This is a genomic window from Phyllobacterium sp. 1468 (assembly GCF_031455525.1).
GTDB lineage: Bacteria > Pseudomonadota > Alphaproteobacteria > Rhizobiales > Rhizobiaceae > Phyllobacterium.
This window is the reverse complement of sequence record NZ_JAVDSX010000001.1, coordinates 111,061-136,210: the sequence shown is the minus strand read 5'-3', so window position 1 is coordinate 136,210 and position 25,150 is coordinate 111,061. Positions and strand designations below refer to the sequence as shown.

Annotated in this window: 24 protein-coding genes; 18 read left to right on the top strand and 6 right to left on the bottom strand. The window is 55.1% G+C overall.

Annotated features, from left to right (window positions below; translation table 11 throughout):
• Positions 1-163 precede the first annotated feature (163 nt).
• From J2X72_RS00700 to J2X72_RS00680, 5 genes are all read right to left on the bottom strand, one after another.
• Positions 164-955, bottom strand: a complete 792-nt coding sequence (locus tag J2X72_RS00700; RefSeq protein WP_209999311.1) for an inositol monophosphatase family protein — start codon at positions 953-955, stop codon at positions 164-166.
• A 34-nt stretch (positions 956-989) separates the two neighbouring features.
• Positions 990-1,553 carry an elongation factor P gene (gene efp, locus J2X72_RS00695; RefSeq protein ID WP_106719145.1) on the bottom strand — a complete coding sequence of 188 codons (564 nt, stop codon included), beginning with the start codon at positions 1,551-1,553 and terminating at the stop codon, positions 990-992.
• A gap of 144 nt (positions 1,554-1,697) precedes the next feature.
• Positions 1,698-2,861, bottom strand: a complete 1,164-nt coding sequence (locus J2X72_RS00690; RefSeq protein ID WP_310067372.1) for a M20 aminoacylase family protein — start codon at positions 2,859-2,861, stop codon at positions 1,698-1,700.
• Between the two features lie 93 nt (positions 2,862-2,954).
• A complete protein-coding gene (locus tag J2X72_RS00685; protein WP_310067369.1) occupies positions 2,955-4,013 on the bottom strand; it encodes a tetratricopeptide repeat protein in 1,059 nt (352 codons plus the stop codon).
• A gap of 4 nt (positions 4,014-4,017) precedes the next feature.
• Positions 4,018-4,674 carry a thiamine phosphate synthase gene (locus J2X72_RS00680; protein ID WP_310067366.1) on the bottom strand — a complete coding sequence of 219 codons (657 nt, stop codon included), beginning with the start codon at positions 4,672-4,674 and terminating at the stop codon, positions 4,018-4,020.
• A gap of 219 nt (positions 4,675-4,893) precedes the next feature.
• On the opposite strand from J2X72_RS00680, the gene J2X72_RS00675 reads away from it, so the two are divergent.
• From J2X72_RS00675 to ruvB, 6 genes are all read left to right on the top strand, one after another.
• A complete protein-coding gene (locus tag J2X72_RS00675) occupies positions 4,894-5,667 on the top strand; it encodes a sulfite exporter TauE/SafE family protein (RefSeq protein ID WP_310067364.1) in 774 nt (257 codons plus the stop codon).
• 130 nt (positions 5,668-5,797) lie between these two features.
• Positions 5,798-6,994: an OpgC domain-containing protein gene (locus J2X72_RS00670; RefSeq protein ID WP_310067361.1), complete on the top strand. Its 1,197-nt coding sequence runs from the start codon at positions 5,798-5,800 to the stop codon at positions 6,992-6,994.
• A gap of 350 nt (positions 6,995-7,344) precedes the next feature.
• Positions 7,345-7,878: a DUF1465 family protein gene (locus J2X72_RS00665; RefSeq protein ID WP_310067359.1), complete on the top strand. Its 534-nt coding sequence runs from the start codon at positions 7,345-7,347 to the stop codon at positions 7,876-7,878.
• Between the two features lie 74 nt (positions 7,879-7,952).
• The gene (gene ruvC / locus J2X72_RS00660; RefSeq protein WP_310067357.1) at positions 7,953-8,480 is read left to right on the top strand and encodes a crossover junction endodeoxyribonuclease RuvC; all 528 of its coding nucleotides are present in this window, start codon (positions 7,953-7,955) and stop codon (positions 8,478-8,480) included.
• Positions 8,477-9,094 carry a Holliday junction branch migration protein RuvA gene (ruvA, locus tag J2X72_RS00655; protein ID WP_209999319.1) on the top strand — a complete coding sequence of 206 codons (618 nt, stop codon included), beginning with the start codon at positions 8,477-8,479 and terminating at the stop codon, positions 9,092-9,094. Before ruvC ends, ruvA begins: the two co-directional genes overlap by 4 nt.
• A 40-nt stretch (positions 9,095-9,134) precedes the next feature.
• On the top strand, positions 9,135-10,175 hold the full coding sequence (gene ruvB / locus J2X72_RS00650) for a Holliday junction branch migration DNA helicase RuvB (RefSeq protein WP_209999320.1): 1,041 nt from the start codon (positions 9,135-9,137) through the stop codon (positions 10,173-10,175).
• Here ruvB and J2X72_RS00645 read toward each other — a convergent pair whose 3' ends face one another.
• On the bottom strand, positions 10,176-11,414 hold the full coding sequence (locus J2X72_RS00645; protein WP_310067353.1) for a cellulase family glycosylhydrolase: 1,239 nt from the start codon (positions 11,412-11,414) through the stop codon (positions 10,176-10,178). It abuts the gene before it with no gap.
• A gap of 67 nt (positions 11,415-11,481) precedes the next feature.
• Here J2X72_RS00645 and ybgC point away from each other — a divergent pair, with 67 nt between their 5' ends.
• From ybgC to J2X72_RS00585, 12 genes are all read left to right on the top strand, one after another.
• Positions 11,482-11,955: a tol-pal system-associated acyl-CoA thioesterase gene (gene ybgC, locus J2X72_RS00640; RefSeq protein WP_310067350.1), complete on the top strand. Its 474-nt coding sequence runs from the start codon at positions 11,482-11,484 to the stop codon at positions 11,953-11,955.
• Positions 11,956-12,189: 234 nt separating this feature from the next.
• Positions 12,190-12,897 carry a protein TolQ gene (gene tolQ / locus J2X72_RS00635; protein WP_106719136.1) on the top strand — a complete coding sequence of 236 codons (708 nt, stop codon included), beginning with the start codon at positions 12,190-12,192 and terminating at the stop codon, positions 12,895-12,897.
• Between the two features lie 45 nt (positions 12,898-12,942).
• A complete protein-coding gene (gene tolR / locus J2X72_RS00630) occupies positions 12,943-13,392 on the top strand; it encodes a protein TolR (RefSeq protein WP_112523739.1) in 450 nt (149 codons plus the stop codon).
• Positions 13,393-13,398: 6 nt separating this feature from the next.
• Positions 13,399-14,508 carry a hypothetical protein gene (locus J2X72_RS00625; RefSeq protein ID WP_310067345.1) on the top strand — a complete coding sequence of 370 codons (1,110 nt, stop codon included), beginning with the start codon at positions 13,399-13,401 and terminating at the stop codon, positions 14,506-14,508.
• Positions 14,509-14,546: 38 nt separating this feature from the next.
• Entirely contained in the window at positions 14,547-15,863 is a 1,317-nt protein-coding gene (gene tolB / locus J2X72_RS00620) for a Tol-Pal system beta propeller repeat protein TolB (protein WP_209999324.1), read from the top strand.
• 229 nt (positions 15,864-16,092) lie between these two features.
• Positions 16,093-16,596 (top strand): peptidoglycan-associated lipoprotein Pal, encoded by a 504-nt coding sequence (gene pal / locus J2X72_RS00615; RefSeq protein WP_310067342.1) that lies wholly within the window; start codon positions 16,093-16,095, stop codon positions 16,594-16,596.
• Positions 16,597-16,755: 159 nt separating this feature from the next.
• A complete protein-coding gene (gene ybgF / locus J2X72_RS00610) occupies positions 16,756-17,763 on the top strand; it encodes a tol-pal system protein YbgF (RefSeq protein ID WP_310067339.1) in 1,008 nt (335 codons plus the stop codon).
• Positions 17,738-19,117 (top strand): tRNA lysidine(34) synthetase TilS, encoded by a 1,380-nt coding sequence (gene tilS / locus J2X72_RS00605; protein ID WP_310067336.1) that lies wholly within the window; start codon positions 17,738-17,740, stop codon positions 19,115-19,117. The genes ybgF and tilS overlap by 26 nt, the downstream gene beginning before the upstream one ends.
• 96 nt (positions 19,118-19,213) lie before the next feature.
• Entirely contained in the window at positions 19,214-21,145 is a 1,932-nt protein-coding gene (gene ftsH, locus J2X72_RS00600; protein WP_209999329.1) for an ATP-dependent zinc metalloprotease FtsH, read from the top strand.
• Between the two features lie 207 nt (positions 21,146-21,352).
• Positions 21,353-22,696 carry a phosphoglucosamine mutase gene (gene glmM, locus J2X72_RS00595; RefSeq protein WP_209999331.1) on the top strand — a complete coding sequence of 448 codons (1,344 nt, stop codon included), beginning with the start codon at positions 21,353-21,355 and terminating at the stop codon, positions 22,694-22,696.
• 211 nt (positions 22,697-22,907) lie between these two features.
• On the top strand, positions 22,908-23,690 hold the full coding sequence (locus tag J2X72_RS00590; RefSeq protein WP_310067332.1) for a porin family protein: 783 nt from the start codon (positions 22,908-22,910) through the stop codon (positions 23,688-23,690).
• Between the two features lie 205 nt (positions 23,691-23,895).
• Entirely contained in the window at positions 23,896-25,071 is a 1,176-nt protein-coding gene (locus tag J2X72_RS00585; RefSeq protein WP_310067329.1) for a phosphoserine transaminase, read from the top strand.
• Positions 25,072-25,150: the final 79 nt, after the last annotated feature.

Sequence of the window (25,150 nt, the reverse complement as noted above, 5' to 3'; positions counted from 1 at the left end):
TGAACATAAAATCATTTTGCCTGCACGCTTTTCGCGCACGTCAAATCGATTTCTGCGACCCTAGCCGAAATTATGGTGAAATTGAAAGGTGCCCGAACGGCTGAATTTGCTCCCGTCTGAGCAAAACTCCTTGGTTGTTCCGGACATGCAACAATTGCAGCGGCTAGACGGGCTTTTTCAGGGTCTTGAGAAGGGCGCGCTGGATTGCTTCATTGCCCGCGATGATAGCTTTGCTTTCAACCACATCTTGCTCGCCAGCGAGATTTGTGACGAAGCCTCCGGCCTCGCGGACCATGATGATACCGGCGCCGATATCCCAAGGTGAAAGACCTTCTTCCCAGAAGCCGTCAAGGCGGCCTGCCGCCACATAGGCCAGATCGAGCGCCGCCGCGCCCATGCGCCGGATACCGGATACTTCCCCCATGACATTGCGCATCTGCACGAGGTAATTACCGTGATCGCCGCGACCGAGGTGGGGAACGCCAGTACCTATGACGGAGTCAACCAGCTTGCTGCGTCCTGAAACGCGCAGCCGGCGGTCGTTGAGAAATGCCCCACCGCCGCGCTCCGCTGTGTAGAGCTCGTCCATGGCCGGATTGAAAATGACGCCGGCTACAATCTGGCCCTGGCGCTCAAGCGCAATCGAAACGGCAAAAATCGGAATGCCATGCAGGAAATTGGTGGTGCCGTCGAGCGGATCGACCAGCCATCTGTGCTGGCTGTCGCTGCCCTCGACAACGCCCGATTCCTCCATCAGGAAGCTGTAATCAGGGCGCGCCCGCCGCAGTTCGGTGTAGACGATTTCTTCGGCTTTCTTGTCGGCCTGGCTGACATAGTCGCCAGGTCCTTTCAGCGAAACCTGCAGGTTTTGTACTTCGCCAAAATCGCGAGCGAGCGAGCGGCCGGCTTTCATAGCAGCCTGCACCATTACGTTAAGAATCGCTGAACGCGCCATTTCGGGTTACTTCTCCGTCAAAATCAAAATTAGCTTAATCGGCGCGGCGAACATAAGTCAGTTCGTTTGTATCAACGACGATGCGTTCGCCAGACGAGATAAACGGCGGCACGAGAACGCGAATGCCGTTTTCCAGAACTGCGGGTTTATAAGAAGACGCCGCTGTCTGACCCTTGACGACCGGATCGGCCTCGGTGATTGCGAGCGTTACATAGTCCGGAAGCGAAATGCCGATCGGGCGCTCGTCGTAGAGCTCCACTGTGACCATCATGCCATCCTGAAGGAAGGCGGCACGATCACCGACAAAATCCTTTTGCAGTTCAAGCTGTTCGTAACTGTCGGTGTCCATGAAAATCAACGCTTCGCCCTGCTCGTAGAGGAAGGAAAAATCCTTCTGCTCAAGGCGGACCTTCTCAACGGTCTCGGCAGAGCGGAAACGCTCATTCAGCTTCGTACCATTGATGAGGTTTTTCAGTTCGACCTGGTTGTAAGCACCACCCTTGCCGGGTTTGACATGATTGGTCCTGACAGCAACCCAGAGGCCGCCATCATGTTCGATCACGTTGCCGGTGCGGATTTCATTGCCGTTGATTTTCATTTGTCTACTCGGATTTGTGTTGGATACCCGCGCCAGTCATGCGGCAGCGGTCAAGAATGGCGCTCCAAGACCACAAATTCGTCAAATAGGCAAGAGTAGGCACAAAAACAGCATCAGGCGTTCTTCCGATTTTAATCCGCGAGCTCAGGCAGCCAACGCCGTTTCCGCCAGGGAGACCCAGTAACTGATGCCATAAGGAATTGCATCATCATTAAAGTCATACGCCGAGTTGTGCAGGCTTGCGGTATCGCCATTGCCGATAAAAACAAAGGCGCCTGGCCGTTTCTCCAGCATATAGGAAAAATCCTCGGCGCCCATCACGGGCGGCATGTCCGTCGTCACGGCAGCGTTGCCGACAATCGTCTGGGCGACGCTGGCCGCGAACTCGGTTTCCCGCTCATGGTTGAACGCTACCGGATAACCTTGATGATATTTGACTTCTGCCTTGCCACCAAAGGCCGCAGCAGTCGATTCAGCGACTTCGGTCAGCCGTTGTTGCGCGAACGCCCGCACCTCCGACGAGAGGGTCCTCACTGTACCGCCAAGCTTGATGATATCCGGGATGACATTGGATGCGTCACCACCGTTAAGCTGTGTCACGGATATGACAAGCGAATTCAGGGGATCAGTCTCACGAGAGATGATTGACTGCAAGGCGAGAATGATATGGGCGGAAATAACGACAGGGTCGATCGCCGATTGAGGCTTTGCCGCGTGACCGCCCCGCCCTGTTACCGTTATCTCGAACTCGTTAGTCGCCGCCATGATCGAACCCTTGCGCGTAGCGAATTGGCCAATCGGCAGGCCGGGTGCGTTATGCATGCCATAAACTTCGCTGATCCCGAAGCGCTCCATCAAACCATCGTCGATCATGGCAAGCGCACCGGCGCCGCCTTCTTCGGCGGGCTGAAAGATGACGGCGATCGTACCTTTGAAGTTACGCGTTTCGGCAAGATACTGTGCTGCACCAAGTAGCATTGCGGTGTGGCCATCATGGCCGCAGGCGTGCATCTTTCCGGGTATATTGGAGGTCCAGGATTTTCCGCTAGCTTCGGCTATAGGCAATGCGTCCATGTCCGCGCGAAACCCGATCACTGGGCCATCACCGTGCCGCCCACGAATAATACCGACCAGGCCGGTCTTGCCAATGCCGGTCTCGACGCTGTCGCAGCCGAAGTCGCGCAGTTTCTCGGCGGCAAACCGCGCCGTTTCATGCACGTCATACATGAGCTCCGGATTTTGGTGCAGATGCCGGCGCCATTCGGCGACGTGTTGCTGCATCTCGTGAGCGCGGTTGATCAACGGCATTTTTGGATTCCCATCGAATGGTTGCAGTACCGGTACGTTCCGAAATCTATTGCGCCGATGATCAGCGCGTCAACGTTCTGGATCAAGACGAGTTCATTGCAATTTATTCGCTTCCGTGATTGCGGCTTGGGTCTGACTATCATCAAGACCGGCCATGAATGATTCAAGCTCGGGATCATTCAGCCCTGCACGTTTGGCCACGATGTACCATGCAGCAGCCTTGATGAAATCGCCCTCGACCCCGATACCGTCGCGGTAAAGTTTGGCAAGACGCGCTTGCGCTGCGACATTGCCGCCCGTTGCCGCACGCAACATCCAGCCGAACCCGGCTTTATAATTTTTTGCTCCGCCACGGCCCGTAACGAGCCAACTCCCCAGATCGAGTTGAGCCGTGTCGTATCCCTTCACAGCGGCTTTCGCCAGATATTGCCGCGCCTTGGCGTCATCGCGCGGAATAGTCAGTGTGCCGTTGGCGAGAATTTGGCTCAGTGCATATTCCCCATCGGGCAGCCCCTTGTCCGCAGCTTTCTGAAACCAGGGATAAGCGTTTTCGACGCCTGTGGCGCCCGGTCGCTCTTGCAGCAGGATTTGACCGAAATTGAACTCCGCCGGAGCATTTCCTGCGTCTGCAGCGGCCTTCATCAACTCCTTGGCCCTTTTGGGGTTCTTTGGGGCATATTTCCCCTGGAGCAGAATTACCGCGTAGCGGAATTGCGCTTCTGGCAATCCCTGATCTGCGGCTTTGCCATACCAGTCTGCGGATTCCTGCATGTTAATCGGGACACCAAGACCACGAGCCAGAATTTCCGCAAGCAAGACCTGGGCGTTTGGATCGCCGGCCTCCGCCCGCGGCAAAGCCAGATTGTAAGCCGTTTTGTACAGGCCGCGTTGGTAGGCGCCGAAAGCGTCATCCTCCGGACCTTTGCCAAATCGCGTCGGGTTGATCGTATCGAGAGCGGGATCATTGGGTGATTTGGGCTTGGCTTGCTTGGGAGTCGTTTCCGGCGAGGCCGGCATGGCGGGTGCAGGAGTCGTCGTCGGTTCCGCCGCAGGTGTTTGAGCGGTTTGGGCAAGCCCTCTCGCTGAAAACACCGGCATGGCCATCAGTGCGGCCATAACAGAACAGACGAGTTTTCCTGATCTTGCTCCCATGGAATTATTCCTCAAATCTAGGCGCATGCTCGTCAAGAAGCCGGTTGGCCTCCCGGACAGCCCCTGCCGGATCCGCTCCATCAAAAACCGCCGAACCAAGAGCGATGAATTCCGCACCTGTTGCTACGGCCTCGGGGATGCTGTCGAGGGTGTTGCCCGCCTGAATAATACAGGGAATCTCAACCATGGAAGCCCACCAGTCGGCAAGATCCATGTTGCGGGGGTGCGCTTCCGGCTTGTTGTCAGCGCCAATTTTGCCGAACAGAACATAATCAGGTTGCGCTTCACCGATTTCCAGCGCGGTGTGACGATTCTTGATATTGCCAGTCCCAACGATCATTTTGGGTGAAAAGCGCGTCACATTGGCTGCAATGTCAGCTGCCGAACCCTCGATGTGCAGACCATCTGCCTTAACCCGGCCAGCGATCTGGGTGTTGCCGACGATAATTGCTGCTACACCGGCGTTCTGGATGATCGGAACGGCAATTTCAGCGAGGGTCTGGAACAGAGCCTCATCCGCATCATAAGGGGGCAACAATACCGAAGCAACATCTCCGCCGGCAAGTGCAGCATGAAGTACCGTGGCAAGTTCGTCCCCGCTTGCAGCCGGAGGGGCGATCAAAACGATACGGCAGCGTTGAGGTGTCGGTTCGATGTTCATGGGTTGCTACCTTACAATCGTTCTTCATAGACCGGGCAATCGTGATGGAATTCGGGCATAGAGGATGGCGGACGGTTTGAACAGACCCACAGGTTTCGATTTAGCTTGTTGCAAATTCAACATCTTATGTACCAAATCGGAGCATATTTCCAAAAAAGCATTTTTCAATCGTGATGAGCAGCGTTAAAGGGAGAAACACTTCCTGCCGGATTCCCCGCCATGCCCGATCTCCTGATGAACCCATGGTTCTATGCTGCCGCTGTCCCGGCCACGGTTCTGATTGGGCTTTCCAAAGGCGGGCTTGGTGGCGCTATGGGACAGGTCGGTGTCCCGCTCATGGCGTTGGTTATGCCGCCAGTTCAGGCGGCGGCGATCATGCTACCCATTCTGATCATCATGGATGTTGCAAGCCTTTGGTCGTGGCGCGGCTATCGTGACATGACGACATTGAAACTGATGTTGCCCGGCGGTCTGCTTGGTGTCGGCATTGGCTGGCTTACCGCTTCTGCGGTAACTGACGACATGGTGAAACTGATCGTTGGTCTGGTTGCGATCATTTTCTTTGCGCGTTACGTCTTCGCAAGCGCGGCGAAGCGTGCGACAGCGCAATCCCATAACGGCGCCGCGGCCACGCTTTGGTCGACGATTGCCGGATTCACAAGTTTTGTCGCCCATGCAGGTGGCCCACCCTACCAAGTCTATACTCTTCCGCTGCGACAGGATCCGAAGATTTATAATGGCACCAGCGTTATTTTCTTTGCCATTATCAATGCGATCAAGGTCATACCCTACTTTGCTCTCGGACAATTTGACGCGACGAATTTGAAAGCTTCCGCTGTGTTGGCGCCCCTTGCGCCCCTTGCGACATTTGCCGGCGCCTGGATCGTCAAACGGATGCGCCCAGAGGTATTTTATCCATTCATGTACGCAATGATTTTGCTGATGGGCCTGAAGCTCACCTATGACGGGGTTGTGAGCTTGTCATATTTTTGAACGAAAGTTGATCGGCGCAATCGCAACTTTTGCCGTATGTCAACATTATTGATCACAGCCGCCCAAGCGAGTCGCTTCCATCGAGGCCGGAAGCGGAATGACCGTGCATGACAGGAATTGGTGGAACGCTATGACACAGAACCAGCTCAAACAGCGGGACACCCGTATTGACGTTTTCAGGGCTTTGGCTCTTCTGACGATCTTCATCAATCATATTCCCGGAACGGTCTATGAGAACCTGACCCATAAAAATTTTGGGTTTTCGGATTCAGCCGAGGCCTTTGTGTTGATCTCCGGTATTGCGGTCGGTCTTGCCTATGGTTCCAAGTTCGAATCGGGCGGTCGTCTTCTGACGACGCTCAAAGCCTGGCGGCGGGCGACAACCCTCTACTGCGCCCACATTCTTACCACAATCGCTACTCTGGCGATTTTCTGCGCCGCAGGCATTTACCTGAAACGCCCCGACTTCATGTCGTTCATCAATATAGGGCCGCTGATGGATCAGCCGGCAAAGGCCCTCATCGGCATTGCGACGATGGGCCATCAGATTGGTTACAACAATATCCTGTCAATGTACGGCGTACTGCTGCTGATGCTGCCAATATTCCTGATGATCGCAAGAATCAGCATTTCAGCCATGGTTGTGCTTTCGGGGGGTCTATGGCTGCTTTCCGGGGTGTACCAGATCGCCCCGCCAAACTATCCAACCGATGGTGTGTGGTTTCTCAATCCGCTGTCGTGGCAGTTCCTGTTCGTTATCGGGATGGCGGGAATCATGCATGTGCGCCGGGGCGGTAGCATTGCGTTCAACAAATATTTGTTCGGGCTTTGCATGGCTTATATCCTGATTGCACTGGTCTGGGTGCGTTGGCCATTATGGGGTGTCGATACGTCGTTGGGCCTGCCGGCGGTCCTGACGGGCTTCGACAAAACATTCCTGTCGCTGACCCGATTGGCGCACGTCCTGTCACTCGCTTATGTGATCGTCTCCGTGCCCGCTATCTCCAATCTGGCCCGCCGCGCCCCAGATCATCCGCTGGCTATTCTCGGTAAACATTCGCTGCCGGTTTTTGTTGCCGGTACGATCCTTGCTATGGTGGCACAGGTCGTCAAGGTCCTGAATCCAGGCGGTTTGCTCGACGATACACTCCTGATCGCGAGCGGGATCATGGCGCAATTTGCCTTGGCCTATTATCTCGAATGGCTGCCGCGCATCGGTTGGGGCGGCGGCCAGGTGCAAAAGCCGGTCAAGCCCCAAATTGCGGTTGCCGGCAAAGTGAGGGATGGGGCAATGAAGCCGGCGACGACAGCAGTCGCCTCGCGATAAACCCAACTTTCGTGTTGCTGTTAACCAGTCGTTAAGCATTACAATCTATAAATTGATCATCCAGTTTTCTGGATTCTTACCAAGTGGTTTGGCCACTTTGTTTGACGCCTCCCTGTTAGACTCCTGAGAGCCGCCTCGTTTTGCGGCTCTTTTTTTATGTTCATATCCAAAGTTTAACCCTGCCGTTAACCCTTTATTAAGGATAAACTTGCGCTCCTGTGAGGATGCAGGCAGGTTGCTGGGGACTACTGCTAGCTGACCGTTGTGATACCTCGCTTGCTGCTCCAGTAAGGGAGCACTGCTTTGGAAAAATGGCGGATCGTGGCAGCGCATTTTAGGTAACAGGGCATATGATGACCGAACAGGAATTCCACGTAGACAACACGATTAGACTTGCGGAGCGCATGGTCCGCTCGGGGAGTTTCAATCATCTCTACGATGAAGGCATGAGCCTTGTGGAAGAAGCGGCTTTTTATCTTGATGGCGAGGGTCGCGAGGAGGCGAAACGCCTGTCGCGCACGGCGGCGACGCTTTATGCCGCTGAATCAATGCGGTTGACGACACGTCTGATGCAGGTGGCATCGTGGCTGCTTTTGCAACGCGCATCGCGTAGCGGTGAGATGACGTTAGAACAAGTGCTTTCAGAAAAAGCCAAAGTTCGGCTCGATACGGACTCGGCGCCTGAAACGGTTGTCGGCTGGGATGAAATCCCGCTGTCCTATTGCGATATCGTGCACCGCTCGTTGCGCTTGCAGGCGCGCGTTCGCCAAATGGACAATGAAATTTACAATGATGGTGCGGGTACCGAGCAAAAGCGGGTCCTCTCGATCAATCCCGTATCCGATCAGATCAGTTTGCTGGCGACAGCGTTTGGCCATCGCTAACAACGCACAGATTTGTTTCTCTTTTGTTCACCTTTCTGCTGTCAACATGGGCGACACGTGGATAAGGTTCGAGCATGAAAGAAGCGATTCGTATTATAGGAATTGACCCAGGTCTTCGGCGGACTGGCTGGGGTATCATCGAGACGCTGGGAAATTCACTGCGGTTTATCGCGGCAGGGACCGTTCTTTCAGACGCCAAACTCGACCTTGCCTCGCGGCTTCGTCAACTACACGATGGACTTGCCGGTGTTATTCACGAGATGGTGCCGCATGAATCGGCCGTCGAACATACCTTCGTCAACAAGGATGCCACAGCGACGCTCAAACTCGGTCAAGCTCGCGGAATCGCATTGCTGGTACCCGCGCTGGCCGGGCTCCACGTTGCCGAGTATGCCCCAAATGCCGTCAAGAAAGCCGTCATAGGTGTCGGGCACGGGGAGAAAAAACAGATTCATATGATGGTGAAAGTACTGATGCCGAAGGCTATATTCGACACCGACGATGCCGCAGATGCACTGGCAGTTGCGATTTGCCACGCACATCACCGGCAAAGCGCAATCGGGCGTATTGCCATCGAACAGAAACTGGCAGCACTCGGATGATCGGAAAACTCAAAGGTACTGTCGACGAAATCGGCGAGGACCATGTGCTCGTCGATGTGCACGGAGTCTGTTACGTCGCCTTTTGCTCGGCTCGGACACTTTCCAACATGCCTGGACCAGGCGAGGCGGTCGTCTTGCTCATTGAAACCTATGTGCGCGAAGATTTGATACGCCTGTTCGGGTTTGGCACTGCGCTTGAGCGCGAGTGGTTCCGCTTGCTGCAAAGCGTCCAGGGCATTGGCGCCAAGGTCGCGTTGAGCGTTCTCGGAACATTGACACCTTCTGATCTGGCCAATGCCATAGCGCTGCGCGATATCGCCATGGTCAGCCGGGCACCAGGGGTTGGCAAGCGTGTCGCGGAACGGATCGTAACGGAATTGAAAAACAAGGCGCCAGCCTTTGCTGGTGAGGCGATGGGAACGATCGGGCTAAAGCAGGAACTGGGCGAGGGCGTTGCTCCGGCTCCAGTGACGGATGCAGTCTCGGCTTTGACCAATCTCGGTTATTCGCGCGATCAGGCGGCCAATGCCATTGCCGCTGCGATGAAGGATGCCGGAGAGGGGGCCGATTCCACCAAGTTGATCCGACTTGGCCTGAAGGAGTTGTCACGCTGATGCGGTTGTTTGAACAAGCGTCTTATGCCAAGACACGCGAATGAGCGATGCCAGCCGCCTGATTTCGCCGGACAAGCGTGGTGAGGATCTCGATACCTCTCTGCGGCCGCAGACCCTTGCCGATTTTGTTGGTCAGGCGGCGGCACGCGCCAATTTGAAGGTCTTCATTGAAGCAGCAAAGTCGCGTGGTGAAGCACTCGATCATGTTTTGTTCGTCGGGCCGCCCGGACTTGGCAAAACCACCTTGGCCCAAATCATGGCCAAGGAACTAGGCGTCAACTTTCGCTCGACCTCGGGACCGGTTATCGCAAAGGCTGGGGATCTCGCCGCGCTTTTGACCAATCTCGAAGAGAACGATGTTCTGTTTATCGATGAAATCCACCGTCTCAATCCGGCAATCGAAGAGATTCTCTATCCGGCGATGGAGGACTACCAGCTCGATCTGATCATCGGTGAAGGACCTGCGGCTCGTTCGGTAAAAATCGACCTCGCCAAATTTACACTGGTTGCCGCGACAACAAGGCTGGGGCTGTTGACCACGCCATTGCGGGATCGCTTCGGTATCCCTATCCGGCTCAATTTCTATACGGTCGAAGAATTGGAACATATCGTGCGGCGCGGGGCGCGGATCATGGGTATTGGCGTCACCGATGACGGAGCGCTGGAAGTCGCTCGCCGTGCACGCGGCACACCCCGTATCGCCGGACGTCTTCTACGCCGGGTACGGGATTTCGCCATTGTCGACGGCAAGGACAAGATCGACCGGGAAACGGCGGATTCCGCATTGTTGCGCCTTGAGGTCGATTCGCTTGGGCTGGACCAGCTCGACCGGCGTTATCTTGCGATGATAGCGCACAATTTTGGCGGCGGTCCGGTTGGCATCGAGACGATTGCCGCGGGGCTTTCGGAACCTCGTGATGCGATCGAAGACATCATCGAGCCGTATCTGATCCAGCAGGGATTTATCCAGCGTACTCCACGCGGACGGGTTTTGACCGCCAATGCCTGGAAACACCTTGGCCTGAACGCTCCGGCAGATATTCTCCAGCAGCAGATCAACCTTTTCCAGGAAGACAGCTGATTACTGGGCCTTTAGTCCGAGGCCTTTCAGAATCACTGGATCGAGCACTCGCTGCTTGTCATCGAGTGTAATGCCGAAAGCACCGCCCCATGACCACACTGCCCAGGGGAAGCCGCGCTTCTGCGCAGCTTCGGTCATATCTTTCATATAGGAAGCGCGCCATTCCGACGGCATCCGAAACTTTTTCTGATACTCCCTGCGTATCATGCCGAACTCACCCAGGAAAATGCGCTCGGGGGGGATGTTGTTGTTCTTTCCCCACGCTGCCGCCTTGTCGAATGGTTCATCCAACGCGGCGAGAACTTCTTTATAGGTAGTCACGCCGCCCGCCATTTCATTGAACCCGACGAGCAGTTCCTCCCGGCGCTCCTTGGGGGCTTTGGTCTCTATTGTTTTCCGAATCGCTGCAAGGCGGTCTTCAAATGCTTTTTCGCCCATCAGATCCGGCGGATAAGGCAGACCTTCCACATAGCTCATGGAATCTCCTGTCCAGTCGGCACCCTGATGCGTCAGGACATAAGGTTCATAGGAATGAAAGGTCCAGATGACATTGTCATCGCCGATGGGAGCGGGATCGATCTTTTCTAGTCCGTAAGCACTCGACCAGCAACCGCCAGACAAAATCAGCGTGTGGTTTGGCGCTGCGCTACGAGCGGCCCGATGCAATTGCATCAACATCGCGGGCCATTTAGGGAAAAGTGTCGGGTCGCAGTCGATAACCGGCTCGTTGAATGGTTCAAACGCAGTGGTTGCCGCATCCGTATCAGCCAGCGCTCTGCCGAGCAGGCCGACCATCTGCAGATATCGCGTGAAGAGTGTTTCGTCGGCCAAGATCGAGTTTGTATCGACCTTGCGATCGTCGCTTGGAATCGAATGAAAGTCGACTATCACCTTCAGTCCTGCCTTGTGCAGAATGTCGACTGTCTCGAGCGTTTCCGCGATCAGTTTTTTAATGCGGGTTTCCGACGCGCCCTCCAGGAAAATCGCTGGATCGATTGGCATGCGGACAAAATTAAAACCCGCCGTCCGAATATGTTCCAGATCGCTGATGGTGGTACCCTGTCGCCATTCGGGGAAATTATCGAGGACAGCCGGTTCGTCCCAGCGATCGGGTTTGGGCCATGTGGTCCATAGCTCGAGATTGAGGCCGCGTTCCATGGTGAAGGTGGTGGCTGACCCTGCCGGCGAACTCGCAACCAAACAGAAGAGACAGAGAAGGACGCGCAATGTGAAAATCAATTCTTCGCATCCTATTTCGTGGGGGCTATGGACAAAATGCCTACCAACCCTGCAAAAGGGAAGGGCCATGGTCGAAAACAATTCTTCATCATTAATAGTCACAGGACTCGCCGGGGAAATTACCGATACCGGCCACCGCTTGCTGGCGCGCGTTTACTACGCTGACACGGATTTTTCCGGCGTTGTGTACCACGCACGTTACCTTGAATTTCTGGAACGCGGCCGTACCGATTACCTGCGCCTTCTTGGCGTTCACCACTCAGAACTTGTTGACGGGAAACTCGGCGAAAGCATCGTCTGGGTGGTCCGGCGCATGGAAATAGACTTCAAATCTGCGGCAAGGATCGATGATGTGCTGACCATCGAGACGCAAACAGCGGAAATATCCGGCGCAAGGGTGCGAATGGCGCAGGCCATAAAACGGGGAGACGATCTTCTTATTTCGGCGACGGTAGAGGCGGCGATGATAAACGGTGCCGGCCGGCCACGACGATTCCCACCGGAGTGGATCGAACTTTTTCAGCCAGCTTCGAAAAAATAAGCGCTGATAATTGCCCGCTGCCCTCAAAACATAAACTCATCCTTAACCATAACAAATCATGAATAAGACGTGCAGACGACAGGTTTCACGTTAACGCCTTCGTTTTACCAAAATTAACGTAAAGAAGCCGCGTTATGGTTACTGGAAAATTCCGGTTTTAAGCGTGGCTCATCTGGATTGAGACGATTGCGCCCCGGTCGACACGCCGGGTTTTCGGATTCGAGGATTGTAGATATGGAAAATTTAGCGGTTGCCGTTCAGACATCGGACATGTCCTTGTGGGGGCTGTTCTGGCAAGCTGGATTTGTCGTCAAGCTTGTGATGGTGGGTCTGCTCGGCGCATCGATCTGGACCTGGGCGATCATCATCGACAAGATTCTCGGGTTTGGCCGGGCAAAGCGCGCCTTCGACCGTTTTGAGCAGATATTCTGGTCAGGGCAATCCCTCGAAGAGCTCTACCGCAACCTTGGTGATAAACGCACCACCGGCATGGGCTCAATTTTCATTGCTGCGATGCGGGAATGGAAGAAATCGTTCGAAAAGGGCGCGCGTTCGCCAATCGCGCTGCAAATGCGCATCGACAAGGCGATGGATGTGGCACTGGCCCGAGAAAGCGACTACCTCGCAGCGCGACTGACGTTCCTTGCAACGATCGGCTCGGCTGGACCATTTATCGGTCTGTTCGGCACTGTCATCGGTATCATGACTTCATTCATGGGCATTGCCGGTTCCAAGTCAACCAGTCTCGCCGTCGTCGCGCCGGGTATCGCCGAGGCACTGCTGGCCACCGCTATCGGCCTCGTCGCCGCCATTCCGGCGGTTATCGCCTACAACAAGCTTTCGAGCGACGCGGGAAAACTGACCGCGCGCATGGAAGGCTTTGCCGACGAGTTCTCCGCCATACTCTCGCGGCAAATCGATGAGAAGCTGCCGCGGGCTTGAGGACGCATCTAAGAAACCGATACGTTAATTGCAGGATTTAATGCCATGGGCATGTCGATAGGTAACAACGGTTCTTCGGGTGGCCGGCGACGACGCGGACGCTCCAGCAAGGGCGTGATGAGCGAGATCAATGTCACGCCTCTGGTTGATGTGATGCTCGTGCTTCTGATCATCTTCATGGTGACTGCGCCAATGATGACGGTCGGAGTTCCAATCGATATGCCGGAAACATCGGCACAGACCTTGAACAGCGAATCTGACCCGATCTACGTCACAATCAATCAGCAGGGGCAGATCTACCTGCAGGAAACCGAGATTCCGCTGGAGGAAATCGTTCCCAAGCTTCAGGCAATTGCCAAGACCGGCTATAACGAGCGCATTTTCGTGAAGGGCGATAAATCCGCCGACTATGGCACGATCATGAAGGTCATGGCACAGATTTCTGGTTCAGGTTTCAAAAATATCGGTCTCGTCAGTCTGCCGGAGGTTAACTGATAAACCATGCGGGCTAGCGTCACATCCTCCGCAATTATCCACGCTGTGGTCATCGGCTGGGGGCTCCTGTCGTTCTCCTCGCCGACGCCTATGGATATGGCAAATTCGGAGTCGATGCCGATCGATATCGTTTCAGATATAAGCCAGCTGCAGAAGGGCGACAAAAAAGCACCCAAGGCCGAGAAGCCGGCGCCCAAGCCTACGCAGAAGCCCCAGACGATACCTGACGCACAAAATGTTGGTGACAGCGAAACGGATGTGGAAACCAAGCCTACTCCCGAGACCAAGCCGAAGCCGGTCGAGGCTGCCGAAGTGCCGAAGCCTTCGGAGACGCCTGTCGCCAAGCCCGATCCACAGCCGGAACCGAAGCCGGTAGCCCAACCCGAGCCGAAGCCGATCCCTGTGCCTGCGACGGAAGTAAAGACGGAGCCCGTTCCGAAGGAAGAGGTAAAGCCAGATCCCGTGGCTGAAGCGATCAACGAGACCAAGTCGGAACCTGCGCCGAAAGAGGAAGCGAAGCCTACGCCGACACCCCCGGTAGACCGGCCCGCGGAGGAAACCTTCAAGCTTCCCGATACGGTTGCCAAGCCTGAAGCGAAACCGACACCGCCGGCGCAGACCGCGAAAACGCCGGATCGCAAGGAGGTTCAGGAGAAACCGAAGCCGACGCAGACAGCGTCCACTCCTTCGAAGGACAAAGACGGCATCGCAGATCAAGTGGCTGAGCTTTTGAACAAACAGAAGCCCTCAGCTGGAGGCGCCAAGCGATCAAGTGATCAGGCATCGCTTGGGGCGAACAAGGCTCCTGGTGGATCCAAGCTGAGCCAGAGCGAAATGGATGCGTTGCGAGGGCTCATCGAAGGAAACTGGAACAAACCGGTTGGCGCCGAGGAGACACCTGAAATGACAATTGTCGTCAAGTTCAGGCTGACGAAAGACGGCGAAATTGATGGCAGGCCCGAGGTTAGTGGCAGTGGCGGCGACTCCGGGTTATTGGATGCCGTAAAGAGCAGCGCCTTACGGGCTGTTATGAAATCAGCGCCGTTTAACCTGCCTCAAGATAAATACGACACCTGGTCGAGCGTTGAACTGACGTTCCATCCCGGTGCTACCTGATGTCGATTATAGGCCAGCCAAAAGAGGGCCCTGAACTAATGCTAAAAATATTCCGGACTTTATGTGCAGCTTTCGCGATGGTCATGGCAAGTTTGATCGTGGCGACGCTACCTGCGAAAGCCCAGTTGAAACTCGATATCACCAAGGGTGTTGTCGAGCCTATGCCAATAGCAATCACGGATTTTCTTTCCGGCGATCAATTGGGTACGAATATTTCTAATGTGATTGCTGCGGATCTCGAGCGATCCGGGTTGTTTGCACCTGTCGATAAAGGCGCGTTCATCGAGAAGATCTCGAATCCCGATGCAGCACCGCGCTTTGAAGATTGGAAGGTGATCAACGCTCAGGCCCTTGTAACGGGTCGTGTTACCAAGCAGGGAGATGGCCGTCTGAAGGCAGAATTCCGCCTTTGGGATACATTCGCCGGACAGCAGCTTGATGGCCAGCAGTTTTTTACTTCACCCGAGAGCTGGCGCCGTGTCGCCCATATTATTGCAGATGCAATCTATGAGAAGCTCACCGGCGAGAAAGGCTATTTCGATACGCGCGTCGTCTTTGTCGACGAATCCGGTACCAAGGAAAAGCGTATCAAACGCCTCGCGATCATGGATCAGGATGGTGCCAATGTGCGCTATCTGACCAATGGCAAGGACCTTGTCCTGACACCGCGGTTTTCGCCGAGCCGTCAGGAAATCACTTACATGTCTTTCGAGGGTGGCAAGCCGCAGATCTACCTTTTACAGCTTGAGACCGGTCAGCGCGAGCTTGTCGGCAATTTCCCTGGTATGACCATTGCGCCGCGCTTTTCGCCAGACGGTCAGAAGGTCGTCATGAGCCTGTTGCAGGAAGATGGGAGCGCGAACGTCTATACGATGGACTTGCGCAGCCGGACCACGACGCGCCTCACGAGCACATCAGCTATCGACACAGGCGCATCCTATTCTCCCGATGGGAGCCAGGTTGTGTTCGAGTCGGATCGCGGCGGCCGTCCGCAGATTTACAAGATGGGTGCCGACGGCTCGAACCCGCAACGTATTTCCTTTGGAGATGGTTCTTACTCGACGCCGGTATGGTCTCCGCGCGGGGATCTGATCGCCTTCACCAAACAATCTGGTGGCGAGTTCTCCATCGGCGTGATGAAGACCGATGGATCGGGAGAGCGAATCCTGACCAGCGGCTATCATGACGAGGGTCCGACCTGGGCTCCGAACGGCCGTGTGCTGATGTTCTTCCGCCTGCCGCCCGGCTCCAACAGCCCCAAGCTGTCCACGGTCGATCTGACTGGTCGAAATCTGCGCCAGATTCAAACGCCAAACCTCGCTTCGGATCCTGCTTGGTCTCCGCTGCTTGAATGACCGGTGGATAAACCAGCAATAATTGACAATCGCGGCCGTGTTTCAAGACATTGCCGCGAATGTCGTCTTTCCGCCTCAATTTGTGCCTTTAGGGTGCACAACACATTCTGAAATTCGCTGTTAATCCTGGTGTTAAGAGTGGATTAACCCTGTTTTTGAACCGCGCCTTAACCTCGATATGGTTACTGCTTGTTCACCGAAACAATTCAATTCTTAAGGAGTCCAGGCTATGCGCCGCTTCGAAATGATCGCCCGCAGTCCAGTTTTCGTTGCACTCTTCCTGTCTCTCGCCATTGCGGGTTGTGCTTCGAAGAAAAACATGCCCAACAGTGCCGGTGATCTCGGTCTTGCCGGCAGCGCAAAACCTGGTTCTACTCAAGATTTCACAGTCAATGTTGGCGACCGCATCTTCTTTGACGTTGACTCTTCGGTCATTCGCGCCGATGCACAGCAGACTTTGGCCAAGCAGGCACAGTGGCTCCAGCGCTATCCAAGCTATGCGATCACGGTCGAAGGCCATGCGGACGAGCGCGGCACGCGTGAATATAATCTGGCTCTTGGCCAACGGCGTGCAGCAGCGACGCGCAACTACCTAGCGTCGCAGGGTGTACCCGCAGCACGCATCAAGACACTTTCCTACGGTAATGAGCGTCCGGTCGCCGTTTGCGACAGCGAATCGTGCTGGTCGCAGAATCGTCGCGCCATCACAGTACTTGGCGGCGCTGGTAGCTAATAACCTGTTGGCTCTTTCAGAGAAAGCGGCTTTCGGGCCGCTTTTTTTGTTTGGTCTCCGGTCAAAACAAAATTTGGCCGAAGTCACGTTGCTCGTGTTAGATAAGCTGCCGCAAATCCTAGCGGTGTTTCTATTTCCCACATCAGGGCGGTAAAAGGAATGAACAAGCGACTGAAGAGAATGGTGCTGGCAATGATGGTGCTGCCATTTCTGGCGACCGGCGTGGGCCATGCTTCAAGCGTTGAGGATGGTTTCCCCTCGCTGAGGCCAAAGGCAACCATTATGACGAACGATGCGCCCGTGCTGATGGCTCAGGCAGGCGACCCACGTGTCAGCCAGCTGGAGGAGCAAATCAGGCAGCTTACCGGCAAGATCGAGGAACTGAACTTCCAGATTCTGCAAATGCAGGAGCAAATGCGGAAGGTACAGGAAGACAATGAGTTCCGGTTCCAGGAACTGGAAAAGGGCAAGCGTTCCGATGCCGGCGGCAAAGGCGACCGCAGTGTTGCCTCCGTAACGCCCTCGCGAAAAACCGGGGAGGCATCGACCGATGCCTCCACCAACCCAAGGGTGCCCACAATAAACTCGTTGCCCGAGGCCACTGATTCCGCTGCCATTGACCCACAAACCGATGCTTCCGGCTCACCACAGCTTGGCGAGCCGCCACGTTCGCTTGGACAGATCGAGTTTGATGCCAATGGCAACGTAATTGGTGGTTCCAGAAATAATACCCCGGCTGGTCCGTCTGCGGATAACACGACGGTAGCAGCGCTACCGGACACCGATGATCCGAAGATACTCTATAGCCAAGCCTATCAGCTATTCCTGTCTGGAGACTACAAAAGCGCTGAAGCGGCGTTTCGCAGCCACGTGGATCGTTTCCCGAAAGATCCGGCGGATCCTGATGCGCGATATTGGCTCGGTGAATCGCTATACAGCCAAGGGCGTTTCCAAGAGGCTGCCTCAGTCTTCCTCGATAATCACAAGCAATTTCCTGACGCCAAGAAAAGCCCAGAAAATCTTCTGAAGCTCGGCATGACTCTGGCAAAAATGCAGGACCATGAGGTCGCGTGCGCAACGTTTGCCTCGGTCAATTCCCGTTATCCAAATATTTCTGCAGCGATCAAAGAGCGCGTGAAAAATGAACGTGCCGCCAACAAATGCTGACCAGGATATCGATCCTGCCAGCGTTTTCGATGCGATCGATTTCAAGGAGCTGGTATCTGTCATAGTTGCCGTGTCAGGTGGAAGCGACTCCTTGGCCTTGTTGTACCTTCTGATCAGCTATCGCGCGGCACAAGCCACCTTTCCAAAAATCATTGCCGTTACGGTCAACCATGGACTTCGGCCGGAATCTGCTGATGAAGCGCATTTTGTCGCAGGACTGTGCAAAACGGCTGGAATCGAACACCGGATCTTGAACTGGGACGGTCCCAAACCGGATACGGGACTGTCCGCCAAGGCGCGCGATGTCCGCTATAAACTCCTGTGTCGCGCAGCGCGCGATGCAGATACCGACATGATTCTTGCTGGTCATACGCTTGACGATCAGATCGAGACCTTTGTCATGCGCCTGGCACGAGCGAGTGAAGGAGGGAGCGAACGGGGATTGGCCGGCATGGCATCGGCGACATTACTCGATCGCGAGGTTTGGCTCGTGCGACCTTTACTTGATGTGTCGCGCGAAACGTTACGCAACTATCTCCGCAGCAGGGGGATTGCCTGGCGCGACGACCCTTCCAATGACAATCCAAAGTATGAGCGCGTTAGAATTCGCAAGGCGCTGCGGCTCGTGGATTCCCGTGAAATGGTCTGCGAGATCGTTGAAAAAGCGAGCAAAAGACGCGCGCTGAACGATAAGGTTGCTGGTTTTCTATCGGATTGTGTGACTATTCACCATGGAATCCGCGCCGAGGTCAGCCGCGCAGACTTGGTTTTGCAGGAGCAGGGCGTCCGACAACTTGTCGTGGCCACACTAATGGCAACGATGGGCGGGCAATCCTATCTACCGCCGGTTGAAAATTGCGAGCGAGCTCTCGAGCATATTTGTTCGCAACGGTTATCGGGGCGCATCACAATGAACCGTTGCGTTATTCAACTCTGCAAGAACAAAGCTGTCATCTATCGTGAAATGCGCTCTATGCCGGAGATCGCTATTGAACCAGACGGCATTGCCATCTGGGATGGTCGCTACCGGATCGGCAATCGTACCAACAGATTAATCAGGATCAGCGCCACCGGTATGTTGGGGCTAAAGTTCCTGGGTGATACCCACCCAGCCAATTTTCACCGGCCATCGGCTTTGTCGGGCCTTGCTGTCTTTCTCGACGGCGACATTGTTGGCGCGCCGGCGTTCGGCAATCACGCGAATTTGGCTGAAGGAATTTCTGTGACGCGGCACCTTGCCCTGTTCGACCATATTCTTTCGGGCTATGATGAAACCCTTGCTCAAGCCGTTGCAAAAGCCTTTCAACTAGAGGGGTACAAGCGTTCTCCTGTAAACCAGATTAATAAGAATTGACGTGAGTTTGAACGCCAGCCTTGGCAAGGACATGCTTCGAACCTATGTTACATATAAATTCCGCGTCCTTGCGGTTATGTTTTGATGGGACCCGATATGAATCCTAACTACAGGAACTTCGCACTGTGGGCGATTATCGCCTTGCTTCTAATTGCGTTGTTCAACCTTTTCCAAAGTCCAAGCTCTCGCTCGGCGTCGAGCGATGTACCCTATTCGCAGTTCATCAGCGACGTGAACAGCGGCCGAGTAAAATCGGTGACGATCGCGGGCAACCGTATCACGGGTACGTTTTCCGACAATGGCGCAAGCTTCCAAACCTATTCACCCGGCGATGCTGGTCTTGTCGGCCGTCTCGAAAGCAAGGGTGTTCAGATTGCCGCGCGGCCTGAATCCGATGGGTCGACATCGCTCGTTGGCATGCTGATTTCCTGGCTGCCGATGATCCTCATTCTCGGTGTATGGATATTCTTCATGCGTCAGATGCAAGGGGGGTCACGCGGCGCAATGGGCTTCGGCAAGTCCAAAGCCAAGCTTCTCACCGAGGCGCATGGGCGTGTGACGTTTCAGGACGTTGCTGGCGTCGATGAAGCCAAGGAAGATCTTGAGGAAATCGTCGAGTTCCTGCGTGATGCACAGAAATTCCAGCGGCTCGGCGGACGTATTCCACGCGGAGTGCTGTTGGTTGGCCCTCCCGGTACCGGCAAGACGCTGCTCGCGCGTGCTATCGCTGGCGAAGCAAATGTGCCTTTCTTCACCATCTCCGGTTCGGACTTCGTCGAAATGTTCGTAGGCGTAGGCGCGTCGCGTGTTCGCGACATGTTCGAACAGGCGAAGAAGAATGCGCCATGCATCATCTTCATCGATGAAATCGATGCGGTTGGCCGTCATCGCGGCGCCGGCCTTGGCGGCGGCAATGACGAACGCGAACAAACCCTCAACCAGTTGCTGGTGGAGATGGATGGTTTTGAAGCCAACGAGGGTGTGATCCTCATTGCAGCTACCAACCGGCCTGACGTTCTTGATCCTGCGTTACTGCGTCCGGGCCGCTTCGACCGTCAGGTCGTCGTACCGAACCCGGATGTTACCGGTCGCGAAAAAATCCTAAAGGTGCATGCACGCAATGTGCCGCTGGCACCGAACGTCGATCTGAAGGTTCTGGCCCGTGGTACCCCCGGCTTCTCCGGTGCCGACCTTATGAATCTTGTCAACGAGGCTGCCTTGATGGCGGCACGCCGAAACAAGCGCCTGGTCACCATGCTCGAGTTCGAAGACGCCAAAGACAAGATCATGATGGGTGCGGAGCGTCGCTCGACAGCAATGACCCAGGCGGAAAAGGAACTCACTGCCTATCATGAAGCGGGCCACGCCATTGTCGCGCTCAATGTCGAGGTGGCCGATCCGTTGCACAAGGCGACCATCATCCCGCGCGGCCGTGCCCTCGGCATGGTCATGCAATTGCCTGAAGGCGATAGGTACTCGATGAGCTACAAGTGGATGATTTCCCGGTTGGCTATCATGATGGGTGGCCGCATCGCTGAAGAGCTGAAGTTCGGTAAGGAAAACATCACGTCCGGTGCCTCCTCCGACATCGAACAGGCGACTAAGCTTGCGCGCGCCATGGTTACGCGGTGGGGCTTCTCGGACAAGCTTGGCCAGGTCGCCTATGGCGAGAACCAGGAGGAAGTCTTCCTCGGGCACTCCGTTGCACGCACGCAGAATGTTTCGGAAGAGACGGCACAGTTGATCGATGCAGAAGTGCGCAAACTGATCGATGATGCCTACACTCATGCCCGCACGATCCTGACCAAGAAGAAGAAGGAATGGATCGCGATTGCAGAAGGGCTGCTTGAATACGAGACGCTTACTGGCGAAGAGATCAAAGCGTTGATGGCTGGCAAAAAGCCTGCTCGTGATCTCGGCGATGACACACCGCCGTCGCGTGGCTCGGCTGTCCCGAAGGCGGGTGCCAAGAAACCGCGCAAGGGCGATGAACCGGACAAGGGCTTAGAGCCTCAGCCACAGTCCTGAATGGCGTATCCAACTTATACAAACGGCCGGTGAAAACCGGCCGTTTGTACGAATTGTTCATTCCTTTGCGTCAAGTATAATCCCCACACAAATTGTGAGATGCGAAATCGATGGTCTTCTGCAATAAGCGGAGATCGAGCACGAGCAAACGAGGGCTACTCTTGGCCATACGATAGAGCCAAAGTCCCCAACCGTTGGATAATAAAAATGGTTCGCAAATATTTTGGGACAGATGGTATTCGCGGACAGGCAAACGCCTATCCGATGACGCCCGATATCGCAATGAAGGTTGGTATGGCTGTTGGCCTTGCGTTCAAGCGCGGCCAACATCGCAACCGCGTCGTGATCGGAAAGGACACACGGCTTTCCGGCTATATGATCGAGACGGCGCTTGTGGCCGGATTTACCTCGACAGGCATGGATGTATTTCTTCTCGGCCCGATTCCGACGCCGGCTGTCGCCATGCTCTGCAGGTCGTTGCGCGCCGACATTGGCGTGATGATCTCAGCGTCGCACAATCCTTACCATGATAATGGCATCAAGCTGTTTGGCCCGGATGGTTTCAAGCTCTCCGATGAGATTGAGCTCGAAATTGAACGTTTAATGGAAGAGAATTTGACAGATCGGCTGTCCAGTTTCGATGCGCTTGGCCGGGCAAAGCGTGTTGACGGCGACATCTATCGCTATATCGAATTCGCCAAACGGACGATGCCCAAGAACATCTCGCTGGCTGGGTTGCGGATTGTCGTCGATTGCGCCAACGGAGCGGCTTACAAGGTTGCGCCCGCAGCATTGTGGGAGCTTGGGGCCGACGTCGTTACCATCAACAACGAGCCCAATGGTACGAACATCAACGAAGATTGTGGCTCAACTCATCCACTAGGCTTGATCAAGAAAGTGCATGAAGTCAGGGCCGATATCGGCATTGCACTTGATGGTGATGCCGACCGTGTGCTGATAGTCGATGAGAACGGCGCCATCATCGATGGGGACCAGCTCATGGCCGTCATTGCCCAATCCTGGCAGGAGTCAAATCGCCTCGTCGGCGGCGGTGTCGTTGCGACAATCATGTCCAATCTCGGCTTTGAGCGCTTCCTGGTCGATCGTGGTTTGACGCTGGCACGCACGCAGGTGGGTGATCGATATGTAGTCGAGCATATGCGCAGCCATGGTTTCAATATTGGCGGTGAGCAGTCGGGCCATATCGTGCTGTCCGATTTTTCCACGACTGGCGATGGCCTGGTATCGGCGCTGCAGATTCTTGCAGTGGTCCAGGAACAGAACAGGCCGGTTAGCGAAGTGTGCCGCAAGTTCGACGCTGTGCCGCAGTTACTGAAAAACGTTCGAACGACTGGCGGAAAACCGTTGGAGAATAAGAAGGTCAAGAGCGCCATCGACGAGGCTCGAGACCGTCTGGGGCAGGCCGGTCGTCTCGTAATCCGGCCATCTGGCACTGAACCCCTGATACGCGTTATGGCAGAAGGCGACGACCGCAAACTTGTCGAGACCGTCGTCAACGACATCATTTCAGTGATTTCTTCGGCTGCATAGAACAACACGACTACTTGTTAATGCAAATGGGCCTCTGGGGCCCATTTGTTATTTAGACAGTAACCCACGTTGTTTCCAATCCGTTAACGTTAATGGATATGGTGAACAAACACGGTTAAGCGAGATTTAACTTTTCCCCCTCATATTGGCTTCTAACACCTTAGTAGCATTCGCTGCACTTCCAATCATTGGGCTTCGTGAGGGAAACGATATGAGCACTTTCACCAAACATGCTGCCGTGAGCGCAGCACTTCTGTGCCTGGGTGCTGTCCCGGCATATTCGGCCGATATACAGGATCCGCAGGTAGTGGAAGTCCAGCAGTTTGGCGGATGGTACCTGCGCGGCGATATCGGGATGAGCAACCAGCAATTCGACGGCCTGGATTATGTGGGCTTCGCGGATCCCGCCGTGCACGGCTGGCATGATGAGGGTGATTTCGACGCCGGCATAACCGGCCAGATAGGTATTGGATATCAGTTCAACGATTGGTTTCGCGCAGATGTCACGGGCCAGTATCGTGGTAAGACCGAATTTAGCGCCTTGGACTTCTATGACACGGATGGCATTCCGGACAATGGCGATGAGGCAACAAACGAATACCACGCGAAGAAGTCAGAATGGTTGTTTTTGGCCAACGCCTATACAGATCTTGGTACTTACGCCGGCCTCACGCCGTACGTCGGTGCAGGTATTGGTGCATCGCGAAATACAATATCGAATTTTACGGATAACAACGCCATCACCGGGGGCGGCGGGTTTGCAGGTTCGGACTCCCAGTGGGAATTTGCATGGGCGCTGCACGCTGGTGTGGGCATCAAGGCAACTGACCGCATGACAATCGATCTCGGTTACAGCTACCTGGATCTTGGAGACGGACAGACGGCCAATGCATCCAACTTCATCCCCTCGCAAACGCGTCCAAACCCGGAACCGTTCAAATTCAAGGACATTACGTCGCATGATTTCAAGGTCGGTGTGCGCTACGCATTCTAATTGATTTCAAATGGAAATTCGAGCGGCAGGAGGCTTCTCCTGCCGTTGCCGTTTTGTGTTTCGTCTAATTCCTATCCTGGCTCCGCACAATTTTGATGTCGCGCACAAACATATTTCTTGACTGCCAGCGACATTTCTCCTAGTTCCCGGAGTGGGCCACCTCTCCCCAACGAGAGGCGAGCTATCTGTAAGGATAGGAGAAAACATGACGACGCTATCAAAGCCGGCGCAACGCCCGGCTAACCCTAATTTTTCATCAGGTCCCTGTGCAAAACGTCCCGGATGGTCGCTCGACGCGCTTTCCGGCGCGCCGCTTGGTCGCTCGCATCGCGCCAAGGTTGGCAAGACCAAGTTGAAACAGGCGATTGATCTTACCCGTGAAATTCTACAGGTCCCGGCGGACTACCGCATCGGGATTATACCGGCCTCGGACACTGGGGCTGTTGAGATGGCGCTCTGGTCACTGCTTGGCGAGCGCGGTGTTGACATGGTTGCGTGGGAGAGCTTCGGCTCCGGCTGGGTAACTGATGTTATCAAGCAGCTGAAGCTTGGCGATGCCCGCACCATCGAAGCAGGTTACGGCGAGCTACCCGACCTTACCAAGGTCGATTTCGACCGGGACGTTGTCTTCACGTGGAACGGCACGACGTCCGGCGTCCGGGTACCGAATGGTGATTTCATTCCCGCCGACCGTAAAGGACTCACCATCTGCGACGCGACGTCCGCGGCTTTTGCGCAAAGACTGAATTTTGACAAGCTCGACGTTGTGACGTTCTCCTGGCAAAAAGTGCTGGGTGGCGAAGGTGCACATGGCATGTTGATCCTTAGCCCCCGGGCGGTTGAGCGGCTGCTGACTTACAAGCCCGCATGGCCTTTGCCGAAAATCTTCCGGCTCACTTCGGGCGGCAAGCTCATCGAAGGCATCTTTGCTGGCGAGACAATCAATACGCCCTCGATGCTATGCGTTGAAGATTACCTCGATGCCTTGGCCTGGGCGAAGTCCATCGGGGGGCTTGATGGATTGATGGGCCGCGCGGACCAAAATTTTGCTGTTCTAGATGCTTTTGTTGAGCGCACGCCATGGATTGCCAATCTCGCGAGGGTTCCGGCAACACGATCCAACACCTCTGTCTGTCTGACGATCGTCGACCCGGATATCATCGCTCTCGATGCAGAAGCCCAGGCAAATTTTGCCAAGAACCTTGTGGCGGTGCTGGAGAAAGAGGGCGTCGCCTATGACATCGGCGCCTATCGCGATGCGCCGTCGGGCCTGCGTATCTGGGCGGGTGCCACTGTCGAGGCGGCTGACCTTGAAGTTTTGACGCTTTGGCTCGACTGGGCTTTCCAGTCGCAGAAAGCCGCTCTGAAACAGGCGGCCTGAATTCGGGCCCTACGGCTGCAGCACTGCGGCCGTCAATAGCATCATTCAGATTCAACACTACTCATTGAAAGATGGAGGC